We start from the raw sequence: 15,846 nt of genomic DNA on the forward strand, positions 1-15,846 counted from the left end.
TAGTAAGTTGGTCCGACTACGAATATGAAGCCAGTGAAATCGCAGGTTGCTTACAACAAATAACAAAGCCCCAGACCAGTGGTCCGGGGCTTCGTCCTATGTGTCGAGCATGCATCCACACCAGAGTAACGAGAGCGACTTCATTACGCTGAGGTATCGGTGCTCGCGGAGTCGGCAGCGCTATTCGCTTTATGTCCGCGTTTCTCTTGCTGCCTGCCGGCTTTATCGCCGGCAGGCTTTGAGCGATTCACAATCTTCTCTGCGATTGCAGAGAGTTGGCCTGCTTGTTTGTCATATTGCTCTTGCGTGATCTTGCCGCTGCTGAGCTCAGAATCGAGCTTTGCTGTAAGCGAACCAACGATCGCTTGCTCGACCTTATCGACGGCGATGCCCTTGTCGACAGCAACGTCAGCGATGGACTTGCCAGACTGGCGTGCAGTCTTCAGTTCGTCTTCGGTCACGCCGAGCGCCGATGCAATCGCTGCGGAGTCATAAGCGAAGCCGAAGCCGCCGTGACCGCCTCCGAATTCACGACCATGTCCGCCGCCTTGGCGTGGGCCGTTGTCGAGAATTTGGTCAGCGATTGCGGAAGAATCCCAAGCTGGCTGTTTCTTCGTATCGGTTGTTGTTGTATCTGTACTTGCGGCAGGTGCAGTAGACTTGTGCTCATCCAACCAAGCTACGAGCTTCGCCTTCAGCGCTTCGCGCGTAACGCCGTTTGCTTCAGCGATTTCCGCTGCAGTCTTGCCGGCTTCTTGCTCTTCTTTGAGCTGATCGGCCGTAATGCCGATCAAACTCGCAAGCTCGTCGGCTGCAATACCGAAGCCGAAGCCCGCTCTGCCGCCGCCTTTGCCCCTGAAGTCGCCGCCCTTGAAGGCAGCCCCCTTCGAGTCGAGCATTTTGTCTGCGATAGTGGATGCATCGATTGCAGGCTTGTCTTGGTTCGAGGATGTCGACGTCGACGAACCAGCCGGCAGAGCGGCTTCAATCCATGCAACGAGCTGCGCCTTAAGCGTGTCGCGGTTAATATTCAGAGAAGCTGCGATTTCAGCGAGCGACTGCGTTTGCTGCTTCTCGCGCAGATCAGCAAGACTGAGCTTCAGATAGTCTGCGATCTTTTGCTCGATAGCTGCCGTTTGGAAGCCATGTGCCTCATGACCTTGACCGCCGCCGCGTTTGCCGGAATTGCCGAACATGCCTTTGCCTGACTTGCCTGCCTGTTGAGTCGTAGAGGTTGTTGAGTCGTCAGAGGCTGCGAATACGCTGCTCGTTGCAGCGAGGCCCCCCGTAAGCGTGAGACTGAGAACTAACGCACTAAGCGTTTTTCCGTAGCGACGAATGGTTGCGGAACGAGATTTCATTGTCTACCGCCTTTCGTGTGGAAATGGAGTGACTGGTTAACCAACACAGGAAACGGGTTCATGAACATCCTTAATTTACCCTGTCAATATGAACAGGGGATGAACATAGCCTTTAATTCAGCTTAAAATTGCGCATTTACATATAATTGTTTTTTACATACTAAATTTATGGGGGCAATTGTAAGATGGAGATAGCCTACAAGCTTACAATTAAGGGGGACTTACAACGATGTTGGACGTATTTAAAGTTGCCGATGCTCTCATCGATCATATAAAACAAGCCTTCGCTGAAGATATTGCAATTGCGGCTTACTACGGTTCTTATGCGCAGGGAACCGCAACGAAGCGTTCGGACTTGGATTTCTTCTTCATTCCTGCCTCACCAAGAGGTTATCAAGCAAGCCTACAGTTTATTGTGGACGATATAAGCTTTGACTTCTGGCCGATAAGCTGGGAGCGGGCTGAACGAATGGCATCGTTTCAGGAGCCGCAGACGACAATCATCGCGGACTGCAAGCTGCTGTACGTTCGATCCGATACGGATCTCGAACAATTCATGAAGCTGCGTGAGAAGACAAGTTCAATGCAGGCGGTTGAACAAGAACTCACTATGATTCAGAAGGCGGAATCGGAGCTGGAGAAGGTATATCCCCATCTGTACCGAATGACTCGCGCTGGAAATACCGAATCAATCACTTCTTATCGGATAGAAGCCAGCAGCGTGCTTACGAAGGTGCTGCAAAGCCTTGCTCTGCTTAACCGGACATATTACACGAAGGGGTTCGGAAGGAACATGGAGCAAATCATCCGACTGCCGCTTAAACCCATTCGACTAATGCCGCTCATGCAGACGATCATGCGGAGCCGTTCCAGCGCCGAGATGGTGACAGCTTGTGAGGAATTGGTAGCGGAGACGGCAAGTCTTGTGCTGGAGCAGAAGGCACGGCACCATACAGAGCCTTCCTACGAGACGAGGATGAAAGGCATCTATGAAGAGTTTAAAGGGGTGCTGGACAAAATCATCACGGCGTGCGAGACGAATGATTACGATACGGCTTATTTCGCTGCTGTTCATGTGCAGGAGGAGATTGCCCACTTCATTGCATATGCGGGGACGGGACAATGGAATAGCAGCCTGGTAAGCACTTCGACCGTTCAACAGGCTTATATGCAGCTGGATCTCCCAGAGCTGATTGCCTGCCTTAACCCACAAGATATGACCCCTTTGCAGCGAGCGACGGAACGCCTTAGCGAACAACTGGAAGAGCTACTGCGATCGAAGGGGGTTCGGATCAATCGATTTGCAGATGTTGGGGAGTTCGAGAGCTATTTGAGGGGGAGGAATAGCTTTTCATAAAAAGGATTTAGAATGCGACTTTGTAGTTGAGAAGGCAAGTTGATCCAATTATTATTTGGTTAGGCAATTATATACATATTGATTATGCCTAATAATTCTGAGGAGCAACAGAATGAGTGAATTTAGCCAGAGCTATCATTTGTTGGGCAGCGTAGAAGAAGCAATCGGACTTATCAATCGTGCAGGAGAAGAAGGATTTGTATTTGAAAAAGCTAATCAATGGACAACGTTTGTTATCTTAGGAGATCAATTCGTTCCGTCAGACGCCATTACTGAATCTAATCAAGGTTTGCTTGTCCATTATGTATACGCGGAAGACCATGGTTGGAATATGTCCATTTTCAAGCAATCGGAGCTAGTTTTTAAATTTGACTGCTCTTGGGACAACATGGAGGACTTTGGTTTAACAGAAGAAGAGTTAGCTGAGATGTACGACAGTGGACAATTACGAGCCCCTGCGGACGAAATATTCGACTTGAAGGTTGTCAGGAAACTCGTTGAAGAGGCTGGTAATGAGGCAGCTGACTTAGAATCTCTATTCACAAAGGATGAGGAAGTTATTTTCGCGATGGAGACCCCTAGTGCATATCAGATTGCGGAGAAGCTGGGCATTTCCAATTATGCTTGGATTTCCGCTGATTCTATAGATGTAAACGATGAATTCTACAAAAATGTAATTAAGGTTTAAGCCTAACTGTAGAACAGCGGCAACCTTGGACGTTATTGTCCCGGGTTGTCGCTGTTTTTGTCTTATCGAATTTAGAACGCCCAGTTGCCTCTGCGGAACACAGGCTCAACTGTACCGTCATCGCGGATGCCGTCGATGTCCATCTCGGCCGAGCCGATCATGAAGTCGACATGCGAAATGCTCGTATTGACGCCGGCTGCTTCGAGTTCTTCCGGCGACATCGTTTTGCCGCCTTCGACGTTGAAGGCATAGCCGCTGCCGATTGCGAGATGGTTCGATGCGTTCTCGTCGAACAACGTGTTGTAGAACAGGATGTTCGAGTTCGAGATCGGCGACTGATGAGGCACAAGCGCCACTTCGCCCAAGTAGTGGGAGCCTTCGTCCGTATCGACGAGACCTTGCAGAATGTCCTGCCCTTGCTCGGCTTCAACCTTTACAATACGGCCGTTCTCGAACGTGATTTTGAAACCGTCGATAATGTTGCCGCCGTAGCTGAGCGGCTTCGTGCTGGATACATAGCCGTTCACGCCATTCTTATAAGGAGCGGTGAACACTTCTTCCGTTGGCATATTCGCCATGAACGGAATATCGTTCTTGTTCTCGCTTGCCGCGCCAACCCACAGATGTTTATCCGGCAGCTCGATCGTGAGATCGGTGCCTGGAGCACGATAGTGGAGCTTGCGATATTTGCGCTCATTAAGAATATGGACCTTCGCATGCAGGTTCTCGTTGTGTGTCTGCCAAGCTGCAACGGGGTCCGGCGTATTCAGGCGCACGGATTCGAAGATCGCCGTCCACAGCTTATCGACTGCTTCATCAGGCGATGCATCCGGGAACACCTTGGCAGCCCAAGCCTGGGAAGCGCCAGCGACGACCGTCCAGCTGTTCTGGTCGGATTGAATGGCGCGGCGGTAATGCTTGAGTCCTTCGCCGGACGCTTTCTGGAACGCTGCGATTCGGGCAGGGTTGATGCCTTTCAACAGATCCGGGCTTGCCGATACGACGGCGACGAATGCGGCTCCGCGATCGACGAACGTATTGCGCTTAAGCTTCTCGTACTCCGGATATACGTTGAATACTTCATCTGCCGCCTTCTCATATTTCAATCGAGCGGTAACGTCGTCCGTCCAATCGATATGAACGTTGGATGCGCCTGCTGCATAAGCCTGCGCGGCGATCTGTCTGCCCAGCTCTACGAGTTCAATCGAGCAGGTAACGAATAGATCCTGTCCTTGCTGAATGTTGACGCCGACCTTGACGATCAGCTCCGCGTATTTGTCTAATTGCTGTGATGTAACTGGCATTCGTATTCCTCCTGACATCTGGATCTTTGAGTGGAGCTCAAAGTCACTCTGCTAATTAAGAGATCTGTATGTATCGTCTAATTGCCGATAGTCTTATTGTAACGCGAATGGCGGCAACAAGCGAACGGATGAAGGTCGTGATGTGTTGAACAAGCGTTAGCCTACCATAGTATATGGTAAATTGCGCTAATCATGCGATTGAACCACTGTTGCTGCATATTCGTGTTCCCGACTATCGACTGTCCTCGAAACGATAACCGCAGTCAGTGATACGTTCGTAGCTGGGGATCAAATAGTCGCGCCGTTAGGGCTGTACCCGACTGTAAGTAACTGGTGTCTACCTACGTCGTTTCTTGTCTCATCCGTCGCATTCATGTAAACTCAGCATGTAGACGCAAGCAACGGGAGATGGAATGATGGGCAACAAAATTTTGATCGTAACCGCAGTTGAAGCGGAACGAGATGCGGTATTGCGCGGTCTGGAAGGCGATGAGCGATTCGTTGTTATCGCTGGCGGCGTTGGTCCCGCGATCATTGCGGCAAGCACGGCGACAGCATTGACAACAGCTGCTGGCAGCTATCGGCTCGTCATCAGCGCGGGCATCGGCGGCGGCTTCGACGGACAAGCCGACATCGGCGATATTGTCGTATCGACAGGCATTACCGCTGCTGATCTTGGCGCAGAGACGCCGGATGGCGAGCGGTTTCTTAGCGTGGACGAGCTTGGCTTCGGCTCTGCTCGCGTGGCAGTGGACGAGGGGCTGGCGCACCGTTTGACGGAAGCACTATTAACGGCAGACATGCGTGCATGTGCAGGACAAGCGTTGACCGTCTCGACGGCGACTGGCTCTGCAGAGCAGGCTGCTCGGCTGGCTGCTCGTGTGCCGGGAGCGGCTTCCGAAGGGATGGAAGGCTACGGTGTTGCAGCGGCTGCGCAATTGGCAGGCGTTCCTGTACTCGAGCTGCGTGCGATCTCGAATCGGGTAGGCCCGAGAGATAAATCCGCATGGCGAATCGGAGAGGCGCTTGGCCGATTGGCACAAGCGGTTTCTGTATTGAAGGAGGTATTCTAGCATTATGACGACGATGAACATTGCTTATTCCCCATGTCCGAACGATACATTCGTGTTCCATGCTTGGGCGCATGGCTTAGTAGAGGGTGCGCCAAGCTTGAATGTAACGTACGCGGATATCGATATTACGAACAAATGGGCAGCAAAAGGCGAAGGGCCAGAGGTACTCAAAATCTCTTACGCAGCGCTTCCTTATGTGCTTGACGAATATGCGCTAATTCCTTGTGGCGGCGCGCTTGGCCGCGGCTGCGGGCCGCTTGTGCTGACCAACGGCGGCAATACGGATCCGGCGAAGCTCGCTGGCCGTACAGTTGCAGTGCCGAGCGACCGCTCGACCGCTTATATGCTGTTCCGCTTGTGGGCGGCAGACCATGTGCCAGGTGGGGGCAGCAGCTTGAATATTATCGTGATGCCGTTCCATGAGATCATGCCGGCTGTACGCGATGGGAAGATCGACGCAGGCCTCGTTATTCATGAAGCGCGGTTTACGTACCAGAACTACGGACTTACGCTAATGCAGGATCTTGGCAGCTGGTGGGAAGCAGATACAGGCCTTCCCATTCCGCTCGGCGCGATCATTGTGAAGCGCTCGTTGGACCGCGACGCGATTACGAACTGGGTTCGTGCTTCCGTTGAGTACGCTTGGGCGCATCCTGAAGCATCAAGCGAGTATGTCATGTGTCACGCGCAGGAGATGTCTCCTGACGTTGCGAAGCAGCATATTGAGCTGTATGTGAATGAGTTTACCCGCAATCTAGGCGAGGACGGCTTCGGCGCGATCCGAGCGCTGCTCGGCCGTGCGGCAGATGAGGGACTTGTTCCGCACATCGATCCGGAGAAGCTGCTGTAACATACGGGCCACAGTTAATGCCAATAGACCAAACCTGCATCCCCAACTCATTCGGTGGGGGCAGGTTTGGTCTTTTTTTGCATATGAACCAGCACTTAATATGGTATATTTAATAGGAAGATTATAGGAGATATAACTGCGATTTCAAACGAAGGGGGAAGCTTGTTTGAGTCAGTTGCGAGTAGGACTAACCGCCGAATATTTGTTTAACGGGAGTACGGAGGATACGAGTGGGCAAGGCAGACATTCGCAAGCAGAGGGTACAGTCGTAGCGGCGGCGAATCGATTCGGTGAAGATAACCGCGCTTATGTTTTCTCAGGTCAAGGTGAACATATTGTACTGGACCCTCCGCTGTCGCTCAACCCGGATGCATTTTCGGTTTCCGTCTGGGTGAAGTATGATCAGAACGTCGCGTTCAAGGGATGGAGCAACGCGATTATTTCACAGGACGACCATGGCCTTCAAGCAGATAGATCGCGGCGAGTGTTCCAATTGAGCACCAAAGGCGATAGATTCGTCTGGCACCGAATGATGGGCGGACAAGATGCGGTCGGCAAATATCCGATCCAACCCGGTGTATGGTATCATGTGGCAGCTAGCTATGATGGCAGTGATCATAAACTTTACGTGAACGGAGAGCTGAATGACTGCCAGACAGGTACTTTCAAGCCTAATGATGAGGAACCTATCTATATCGGGAAAAAGAACTCGGATGAGCCGCGATTCTGGTTCAATGGTGCGATTGACGATATTCGGATCTATAACCGGGTCCTGCTCGAACAAGAGATTTCGGAACTATATACCGAACATGGTTACGAGGGCGATCCGAACCTTGTGCCTGTTTCGCTGGAGGCGCCGCGTCAGAAAAGGTCGGCAAGGAAGCGGGGACCTGTGCGGAAGCTGCTCGAGCGTCAAACCTTTAACTGGAATGATTGCTATAACTCGCTTGCCTTCGCATTGTATGGCGTTATGCAATATTCGAATAAGCCGATAACGCTGCCGCAGGTATTGGTTTATACAGGACAAGCTTTCGCCATTAACACAGGGGCAAAGCAGATCGTACCGATGGATGTGTTCGGGGATGGCAGTCTGCTGCGGTCTGCACTCGACAATCTGGGCTATGACATGGACGTGCTCACGGCGAACATCTATGGTGGAGACTGGGCGGACGATACGATCGACAGAGCACTGCTAATGGTCGGAGACAGTATTCAGCGCGGCTATGCCGCAATCGGCTGGAATCTCGATAACTATGAGCATGGCCTTATATATGGCTACGATGACAAACGTCAGCTATTGAATATTCATGATATTCATGCGCGTGAAGGCGGAGAGCTTGCTTATGATGATTTCGGCAGGCGGCCGCTGCAAGGACAACCCATTAATCCAGAGATGTTCGTGCTCGTCCTAAAGGAGAGGGAAGAAAAGCCGCATTTGGGTGTAACACGTTACACACAGGAAGAGGATGCGAGCTATCGGAAAACGTTGCGTACGGCATTAGCGTTAGGTATTCAGCATATTGAGAATGTTGGCATGGAGGGCTCATCCCGTCGCAATGGCATAGCTGCTATTGATGCCTGGATCGAGGCATTCGAGACAGGCTCGGCACCGCCATTCGATACGAGCTATAACCTGCTGTGGATTACGTCGTCGAGGCAGTATTTAGCACCATTCTTCATGCAATCGGCCATTACACACTGCATGTCCATTCAGGACATCACGCTTCAGCAGCTGATGTTGAAGGCGGCAGATGTATATATGTGCAGTTATCGGGCATGGGTGGGCCTAAGAGAACTGTTCCCGTTCCCGCATGGCGCAGATACGGCCGAACCTCAATTGAGGTCGGAGGCGCTGCGTTTGCTGCATGATGCGCGTGAAGCTGAGGCGGCGGGGCTGATAGTTCTGCATGAGATCGTTAACCACCTTACACCTGCAGCTGAAATCGAATCTCATACGGATGCTAATATATTGGTCTAAAATGTACATGTCAAAGAGGGCTGTCCACGGACGGATAGCCCTCTTCACCGTGCACCGCACTCTCTATGCGATGGGGGTTCCATTGCTCACCGGCACATCCGGCCGCAGCAGCACAACGTCGCCTTCCTCCGGAACGCCGCCAATGACGAGTACCTCGGATTTGAAGCCAGCAATGCGTCGGACGGGGAAATTAACGACGGCTGCTACCTGCGTGCCGATCAATTGCTCGGGCGTATATCTGTGCGTGATCTGAGCGGATGACTGCTTAATGCCGAGATCGCCAAAATCGATCGTTAGTTTAATTGCAGGCTTGCGCGCTTCTGGAAAAGGCTCTGCCTCGATAATCGTACCGATACGGATGTCCAGGTTCAAAAAGTCTTCGATCGTTGCCATGTTGAGTCACTCCATTCATTCTTCATTCTCGTTATCTTACTATAATGTTTGTCTGCAAAGCTATGAAAGAGTGCTGGTTGATACGGTTTGAACCAAATCTGAGGGGAAAAGATTTTTAAATATACCTTTACAGGAATATTCCCTATGAGGTATATTATAACCATAAGAAGTTAATCCTCATGAAGAAGGGGATGATTACACGACCATTCTTAATCTAACGAGGTGAACAACATGTCAGGCGGCAATCCAGGGATTGATATGGCAGCACTAAGCGCCTTGGCTGAGCCGAATCGGATGCAGATCGTGGAGTTATTGCGAGAAGGCCCTCTGACAGTAGGAGAAATCGCGGATCGGTTAGGGCTGCGCCAGCCTCAAGCTTCGAAGCATCTGAAGGTGCTCAGCGATAGCGGAGTGGTGGAAGTAACGGCGGACGCGAATCGACGAATATATAAGCTGCGGTCAGAACCATTCCTAACATTTCAGTCATGGGTGAAATCGTTCCGTCACGTCTGGGAAGAGCGTTTCGATAATTTAGACAACTACTTGCGCGAACTGCAGAGCAAGGATAACCAATAAATTGAGCCTTGGGAGGCCAACACAATGACAAATCAAGCGATTGTATCTACGGTAGAGAATGATCGGGTTCTGGTACTGGAGCGGGAGTTCAACGCGCCGCGCGAGCTTGTGTTCCGAATGTTTAAAGAAGCGGAACATTTGAAACACTGGTGGGGACCGAGGGGCTGGGAGCTTCCGGTGTGCAATGTTGATTTTCGTCCAGGCGGCGTATGGCATTATTGCATGAAGTGCGTCGATAAGAACCAAGGCGATTTCTTCGGCATGGAATCTTGGGGTAAAGCTATATACGGCGAAATTGATGAACCGGAGAAGATTGTGTACACGGACTTTTTCTCAGATGCAGAGGGCAATGTGAACGAACAACTGCCATCGACTCAAGTAACGCTTGAATTCGTTGATCTTGGCGGCAGCACGAAGCTCATTAACCGCGGGGTATATGCTTCGGCTGAAGCGTTGCAAACGGTGCTCGATATGGGTATGCTGCAAGGCATTACGGAGACTTGGAACCGATTGAGCGAACGTTTGGATTCGGTGAAGTAAATAGTAAATCTGAATAAACCTGTCTATCAAGGGAGTGTATCTAACCATGATCAATAAAGTTGGACAAATTATGCTGTACGTTAATAACCAAGACGCATGTCGCGATTTCTGGACGGAGAAAGCTGGATTCGAAGTGGTGAACGAAGTAAACATGGGCGAAATGCGTTGGATCGAGATTGCACCGAAGGGCGCAGCGACGACGATCATCCTTCATAGCAAAGAGACTGTTGCGAAGATGAACCCAGGCATGAATCTCGGAACGCCATCTCTCATGTTCTTCTCCGACAGCTTCGACTCGCTGTACAGTGATTTGAAGAATAAAAACGTGAAAGTCGGCGATATCGTGAATCTTCCGTCTGGCCGTGTGTTCAACTTCGCAGACGACGAAGAGAACTACTTCGCAGTCATGGAAACGAAATAATGTTCATAACGAAGTTATTTTCACGGACAATCATGACGGTACGACCAAAATGACCATCCGCAGCCAACCGTTCAACGCTTCCGATGAGGAGCGAAGCTTCTTTGAAGGCATGTTGGAATCCATGCAGCAAGGCTTCGGAGGGACATTCGATCAGTTGGAACAGTATTTGGTGGAGACTCAGTAACGAAGTGTGTGTGAAGCGATTTGTTAGAGCGTTATCAGGAGGCATGCCCCTTTGCAGGGGGCTGCTCACGGTAATGCTTTTTTCTTGTGAGGAAGATCAGGCGTACAAGACGAATGGCGGGTTAAAGATTAATCGCGGAGAACCGTACCATAAGTGACGGCGAAATATAAGTGTATATGCTGTTGCACAGCTCAGGTAACCGATGTATACTGACCATATTATTGATCAATCACTATCAGCAGGAGGAGTCTAGAAATGGCTAAATCAGATGCAACGTCCGTTAATCGAAGATCAGACATTCTTTCCGCGGCGATTGAAGTTTTTGCGGAGGTGGGTTACTACAGAGCAACGACGGTACAAGTGGCAGAACGGGCAAACATTTCGCAGCCTTACGTATTCCGATTTTTCTCGACGAAGGAGCAACTGCTGTTAAATGCGTTGGAGGTCTCATGGTCCAGAGTGATCGAATCGTTCCGTAAGGTTGTGGATACGACATCCCCGGAATTGCTGGAGATAACGCTCATTCGCGAGTATGAGAACATTCAGGCGAAGCACCAGAATGAGATACTCTTGCAGATGCAGGCGCAGACTATGCGGGAAGAAGCGATCCGGAATACGATGCAGGACGGCTTTAAGGAAGTCCGAGAAATGGTATTAACGGCGTTCCGTGAAGCGGGTATCGAGAAGTCCGAAGAGCGGACGATGCTGTTCCTCGCCCGTGGAGTGTTATGTAATGTAGCCCTCGCTCTAAACATGCCCGAACTAATGAAGGGATGAGAGGAGGAAAATTTTTCACAAAAGTGATTGATCAATTACTAACCATGTGCTATATTAGTTTCAACAAAGTAGTGATTGATCAATCACTAACCAAACGAAATGCGGGGTGACCAAGTCGTTTTTACTTATTGAAGCAATTGGACAAATCCGGCAAAAAGATTGGACCGGATAATCACAATCGGGTTGCTTGTAGGTTCAAAAAAAATTTACTTGATTGTGATTGATCAATCAATAACAGGAGGAGATTAAAATGAGTTCAACGGTTCAAACGGCAATTACGAGTCCTCGCGCGATATCTTATCGGTGGTGGGCGCTGATCGCGCTGGCGCTCGCGCAATTCCTAGTGGTGCTGGACGCATCGATCGTTAACATCGCACTTCCCTCGCTCGGCTCGGAGCTTCACCTAAGCACGAATACGCTAAGCTGGGTTATTACCGCCTATGTGCTTCCATTCGGGGGACTGCTGCTTCTCGGAGGAAGATTATCGGACCGAATGGGGCATCGAAAAACGTTCATGCTAGGAGTCGCCGGATTCGCGCTGGCATCAGCCGCAGCAGGTCTTGCGACCTCGGGAGCCTGGCTGCTCACCGCGAGAGCGGTTCAAGGCGCATCAGCCGCATTGCTGGCACCGGCCGCGCTTGCTCTTGTCACCAAGTTGTTCGCAGATCCGCGTGATCGGGCGAAGGCGCTCGGCATCTGGGGCGCGGTCGCGGGCATCGGCAGTGCTGCAGGTGTTCTGTTAGGCGGCGTACTGACAGCTTCTCTTGGCTGGTCATCCGTGTTCTATGTGAATGTCCCTGTAGCCGCTTTGGTTCTGGCGGCAGTTCCCATCCTTATCGCGAAAGACTCACTCGGAGAACGTGTAAGTCTTGATTTACCGGGCTCAGCTACGGTAACGGCTGGCATTGTAGCGCTCGTAGCTGCGCTTTCTGGTACGGAGCAGGTCGGTTGGGCAGCTCCTCAGACGCTGCTTCTCATAGGCCTCGCGATTGTACTGCTTGGATCGTTTATCTTTATCGAGAAGCGCTCTTCGAACCCACTTATGCCGTTAGGAATTTTCCGCAACAAGTCGGTTGCGGGCGGCAATCTGGCTATGCTCCTCATCGGGGGAGCGACAACAGGACTGTTCTTCGCGCTCTCGGTTTACATGCAGCAAGTTCTTCATTACGACGCGTTAAAAGCAGGACTCACTCAGCTCCCGCTGGCCGGCGCATTGGTCTTGATCGCTGGTGCCGTTCCCGCAATAATCAAAAGCGTCGGTACACGCAATACGCTGGCTGCATCGCTCATCCTGCTGGCCGGCGGGCTGATCTGGCTGTCTTTATCGCCGAGCGACGCTTCGTTCACCATTGATCTGCTTGGGCCATCCATCTTGATAGGGATCGGATTAGGCGGTGCCTTCGTCTCCGGAACGGAGTTGTCCGTGCATGGTGTAACCGACGGAGAAGCAGGGCTTGCAAGCGGCTTGATTAATACGAGCCAACAAATCGGCGGCGCAATTGGACTCGCGGTACTGACAACTACGGCGTCGTCTCGCATCGACCATCTAATGGGAAAAGGGGTAGCTGAAGCAAAAGCGTTAACTGGCGGATTCTCCTGGGTATACCTTGGCGCAGCCGGGTTCGCCATAATCGGCGCGATCGTGGTTCTTGCGATTGTACGTCCATCTTCGATTTACAAAGTTAGTGATTAATCAATTACAAAGGAGCGGTCTAAGTGGTAAAAGCAATGGTAGTGAGAGCAGGTAACGGTTGGGGAAGAGCATTGATCAAGCAATTAATTGGTTCAAATTTCGCAGTCGTTGCCTATTCCGGTTCTAAGCAGAAGCTGGAGGCGCTGGGGGAGACTTTCTCATCTTCATCGCTTCTACAGACCGTACATGGAGATGCCGGAAACCAGGGCGAGCTGCTTGCGGCAGCGCAAGGAGTTGATGTGATCTTCTGCGGAGTCTGCTTGACCTACGATGATAAGCCGGAGAAGGTGCGGATGATGCTGGAAGCGGTGAAGAGAGTCTCTGCCGTGACCGGAGCTAGAACGGTTATTCTCGAAGGCGTTTATTTGCCAGCCGAGGAAGCTCTAAGCTCTCCGGATAAAAAGGCTATGAGAATCTCCATTCCAGAGCTGTATGGCGAGGGCATTTCCAACACGATCATTCATTATGCGCTTCGTAAAATCGTTCAAGGAAAACCGATCAAGAAGCTCGTCGATCCATCTGTTAGAAGAGACTATTTGTACGTAGAGGATGCCGCCAAACAAAAATGGCAAGGAGGTATGCTTCTTGACTAGAAGGAAAAAGGTAAAGAGGCTGGTTTATATCGGAATTCCTGTGGCATTGGCGCTTCTGATAGGTGCGGCGGCAATCACCTATTTCTCGCAAATGCGGCTTCAGAAGCCGGTAGAGATGAATATGGCTCACCATACGATGGGTGATATGGCGGGGATGGAGCATATGGAGCACATGGCCGGCATGGAGGGTTCTTCTTCAGAAGGCGGGGTATCTTGCGATTCGCTAACGGCACCGGAATCAACAGCCCCCATTCGCAACTTCGATCTGATAGCAGAACAGACGACAGTTAAGCCGGATAACGGCAAGACAGTTAAGGCTTGGACCTTCAATGGTTCTTCGCCGGGGCCGGAGCTTCGCGTGACGGAGGGCGATAAAGTGGTCATTACCCTTCATAACAAGGACATCGAGGATGGCGTTTCGATCCATTGGCATGGGATTGCGGTTCCGTGTTCGCAGGACGGCATCGCGGGAGTGACGCAAGATGCCGTTGCTCCGGGCGGTCAGTTTACCTACACGTTCATCGCACCGACGACTCCGGGCACTTATTGGTACCATTCCCACCAGATGAGTTCAATCCAGGTAAGCAAGGGACTGCTGGGTGCGCTGATTGTCGAAGCCAAAGCAGCATCCGAATCCGGTTCTCCGATAATGGAGGCGACCGCGCTTTATCAACAACTGGGATCCTCCATACTGTTGAATGGAAGCACGAAGGGTCTAGCCGTCCCAGGCAAACCAGGCGAACAGGTCAGGCTTAGGCTGATTAATGCGGGTAATGAAACGATGGAATTCAATGTCGACGGGGCACCTTTCCGGGTTGTGGCCATGGATGGCCACGAGTTGCATGAACCCGGACTGCTGGAACGAACGATCGTTCCGATCGGAGCGGGTCAGCGCTACGATCTGCTCATTCAAGTTCCGAGGACGGGCAAAGTCATTATCAGCAGTCCTACGGCCAACAGCTTGCCGATTGCAATCGGCAGCGGAAGCGAGCCGCAGCATTCGGAAAACGGGGAAGTGTTCTCGTTCATCGATTATGGCACTCCGCTGCCTAACGATGCTGATCTGCAAGTTCAACCGGATCGACATTTCGAGCTTAACCTAGGGCAGACGCTTTTCGTCAAATCGATTAACGGCAAAGCCTTTACGGACATTCCCCCAATGATAGTCAAGGAAGGGGAACATGTGCGCATCACTGTCTCCAACACAGGCGGAGGTGACCATCCGTTTCACCTTCATGGACATGTGTTCCGCGTATTGAGCAAGAACGGCATTGCTTTGCGAGGCAGTCCGGTGTATCTGGATACGCTCTTAACGAAGAAGGGAGAGACCTATGAGATATACCTGGAAGCTAATAACCCCGGCCTCTGGATGGTGCATTGCCACAATCTCAAGCATGCCTCGATGGGGATGAGCATGATGCTGAATTACGAAGGCGTTACGACGCCATACCGGGTCGGAACCCGATCAGGCAATCTACCCGACCTTTAAAGCAGAGGAGCCAAATTCGTGACGAGAGATGCCAAGTCATTCGCCAATCGCCAGGCCGACATTACCTCTGCAGCTATTGAAGTATTTGCAGAAATCGGCTATTACAGAGCGACCACGTCACAGATTGCGAAGCGGGTGCAAATCTCGCAGCCTTACGTATTCCACTTCTTCCAGTCTAAAGAAGAGCTGCTTCTATCGGCGCTTGAGGTATCCTGGTCGCGGATCATCGCGTCCTTCCGTGAAGTAGTTGATTCTGCATCTTCGGAGCTCCTGGAGTCCGAACTGATCACAGCCTACGAGCAAGTCGCCGATAGCTATCACAACGAAGTGCTCCTGCAGATGCAGGCGCAGACGATGCAGGAAGAAGCCATTCAAAATGCCATGCGGTATGGATTTGGGGAAGTGCGAAAGATGTTGCTCGAGGCTTTCCGTCAAGCTAAGCTTCCGAATCCCGAAGAGAGGACGATGCTGTTCCTTGCCCGAGGGATGCTGTGTAATATTGCGAAGGCAATCGAGATGCCGGAATTGAAGGAGGCCTAAGGGCCAAAAGTAATCCTTATTGACAGCAA

The 15,846-nt window shown here is 51.3% G+C and carries 17 protein-coding genes; 14 read left to right on the forward strand and 3 right to left on the reverse strand.

What is annotated here, in order from left to right; genetic code table 11:
- Positions 1-143: 143 nt before the first annotated feature.
- The gene (locus tag H8B09_RS00890) at positions 144-1,361 is read right to left on the reverse strand and encodes a hypothetical protein (protein WP_191201609.1); all 1,218 of its coding nucleotides are present in this window, start codon (positions 1,359-1,361) and stop codon (positions 144-146) included.
- 229 nt (positions 1,362-1,590) lie between these two features.
- Here H8B09_RS00890 and H8B09_RS00895 point away from each other — a divergent pair, with 229 nt between their 5' ends.
- The gene (locus tag H8B09_RS00895; protein WP_191201610.1) at positions 1,591-2,718 is read left to right on the forward strand and encodes a kanamycin nucleotidyltransferase C-terminal domain-containing protein; all 1,128 of its coding nucleotides are present in this window, start codon (positions 1,591-1,593) and stop codon (positions 2,716-2,718) included.
- 112 nt (positions 2,719-2,830) lie between these two features.
- Entirely contained in the window at positions 2,831-3,406 is a 576-nt protein-coding gene (locus tag H8B09_RS00900) for a hypothetical protein (protein WP_191201611.1), read from the forward strand.
- A gap of 71 nt (positions 3,407-3,477) precedes the next feature.
- On the opposite strand, the gene H8B09_RS00905 is transcribed toward H8B09_RS00900, so the two are convergent.
- On the reverse strand, positions 3,478-4,710 hold the full coding sequence (locus H8B09_RS00905) for an aminopeptidase (RefSeq protein ID WP_191201612.1): 1,233 nt from the start codon (positions 4,708-4,710) through the stop codon (positions 3,478-3,480).
- A 416-nt stretch (positions 4,711-5,126) separates the two neighbouring features.
- Here H8B09_RS00905 and H8B09_RS00910 point away from each other — a divergent pair, with 416 nt between their 5' ends.
- The 3 genes from H8B09_RS00910 to H8B09_RS00920 all read left to right on the forward strand — a co-directional run bounded on the left by H8B09_RS00910 (position 5,127) and on the right by H8B09_RS00920 (position 8,611).
- A complete protein-coding gene (locus H8B09_RS00910) occupies positions 5,127-5,783 on the forward strand; it encodes a futalosine hydrolase (RefSeq protein WP_397376034.1) in 657 nt (218 codons plus the stop codon).
- A 13-nt stretch (positions 5,784-5,796) separates the two neighbouring features.
- The gene (locus H8B09_RS00915) at positions 5,797-6,633 is read left to right on the forward strand and encodes a 1,4-dihydroxy-6-naphtoate synthase (RefSeq protein WP_191202736.1); all 837 of its coding nucleotides are present in this window, start codon (positions 5,797-5,799) and stop codon (positions 6,631-6,633) included.
- A gap of 166 nt (positions 6,634-6,799) precedes the next feature.
- Entirely contained in the window at positions 6,800-8,611 is a 1,812-nt protein-coding gene (locus H8B09_RS00920) for a LamG domain-containing protein (protein ID WP_191201614.1), read from the forward strand.
- A gap of 63 nt (positions 8,612-8,674) precedes the next feature.
- Here the strand turns inward: H8B09_RS00920 and csaA are convergent, their stop codons facing one another.
- A complete protein-coding gene (csaA, locus tag H8B09_RS00925; protein ID WP_191201615.1) occupies positions 8,675-9,004 on the reverse strand; it encodes a chaperone CsaA in 330 nt (109 codons plus the stop codon).
- Positions 9,005-9,235: 231 nt separating this feature from the next.
- Between csaA and H8B09_RS00930 the strand changes: the two genes are divergently transcribed.
- The 9 genes from H8B09_RS00930 (at position 9,236) to H8B09_RS00970 (ending at position 15,817) form a co-directional block, all read left to right on the forward strand.
- Positions 9,236-9,580: an ArsR/SmtB family transcription factor gene (locus H8B09_RS00930; RefSeq protein ID WP_191202737.1), complete on the forward strand. Its 345-nt coding sequence runs from the start codon at positions 9,236-9,238 to the stop codon at positions 9,578-9,580.
- 24 nt (positions 9,581-9,604) lie between these two features.
- The gene (locus H8B09_RS00935; protein WP_191201616.1) at positions 9,605-10,120 is read left to right on the forward strand and encodes an SRPBCC domain-containing protein; all 516 of its coding nucleotides are present in this window, start codon (positions 9,605-9,607) and stop codon (positions 10,118-10,120) included.
- 46 nt (positions 10,121-10,166) lie between these two features.
- Positions 10,167-10,541: a VOC family protein gene (locus H8B09_RS00940; RefSeq protein ID WP_191201617.1), complete on the forward strand. Its 375-nt coding sequence runs from the start codon at positions 10,167-10,169 to the stop codon at positions 10,539-10,541.
- Positions 10,483-10,725 (forward strand): SRPBCC domain-containing protein, encoded by a 243-nt coding sequence (locus H8B09_RS30835; RefSeq protein WP_318152508.1) that lies wholly within the window; start codon positions 10,483-10,485, stop codon positions 10,723-10,725. The genes H8B09_RS00940 and H8B09_RS30835 overlap by 59 nt, the downstream gene beginning before the upstream one ends.
- Positions 10,726-10,980: 255 nt before the next feature.
- The gene (locus H8B09_RS00950; RefSeq protein WP_191201618.1) at positions 10,981-11,502 is read left to right on the forward strand and encodes a TetR/AcrR family transcriptional regulator; all 522 of its coding nucleotides are present in this window, start codon (positions 10,981-10,983) and stop codon (positions 11,500-11,502) included.
- Positions 11,503-11,752: 250 nt separating this feature from the next.
- Positions 11,753-13,195, forward strand: a complete 1,443-nt coding sequence (locus tag H8B09_RS00955; protein ID WP_191201619.1) for an MFS transporter — start codon at positions 11,753-11,755, stop codon at positions 13,193-13,195.
- Positions 13,196-13,218: 23 nt separating this feature from the next.
- Positions 13,219-13,788, forward strand: a complete 570-nt coding sequence (locus H8B09_RS00960) for an NAD-dependent epimerase/dehydratase family protein (protein ID WP_191201620.1) — start codon at positions 13,219-13,221, stop codon at positions 13,786-13,788.
- A complete protein-coding gene (locus H8B09_RS00965; RefSeq protein ID WP_224753189.1) occupies positions 13,781-15,277 on the forward strand; it encodes a multicopper oxidase family protein in 1,497 nt (498 codons plus the stop codon). Before H8B09_RS00960 ends, H8B09_RS00965 begins: the two co-directional genes overlap by 8 nt.
- Positions 15,278-15,295: 18 nt before the next feature.
- On the forward strand, positions 15,296-15,817 hold the full coding sequence (locus tag H8B09_RS00970) for a TetR/AcrR family transcriptional regulator (protein WP_191201622.1): 522 nt from the start codon (positions 15,296-15,298) through the stop codon (positions 15,815-15,817).
- The last annotated feature ends 29 nt before the right edge of the window (positions 15,818-15,846 follow it).

It is taken from the genome of Paenibacillus terricola (genome assembly GCF_014779765.1).
Lineage (GTDB): Bacteria > Bacillota > Bacilli > Paenibacillales > Paenibacillaceae > Paenibacillus_T > Paenibacillus_T terricola.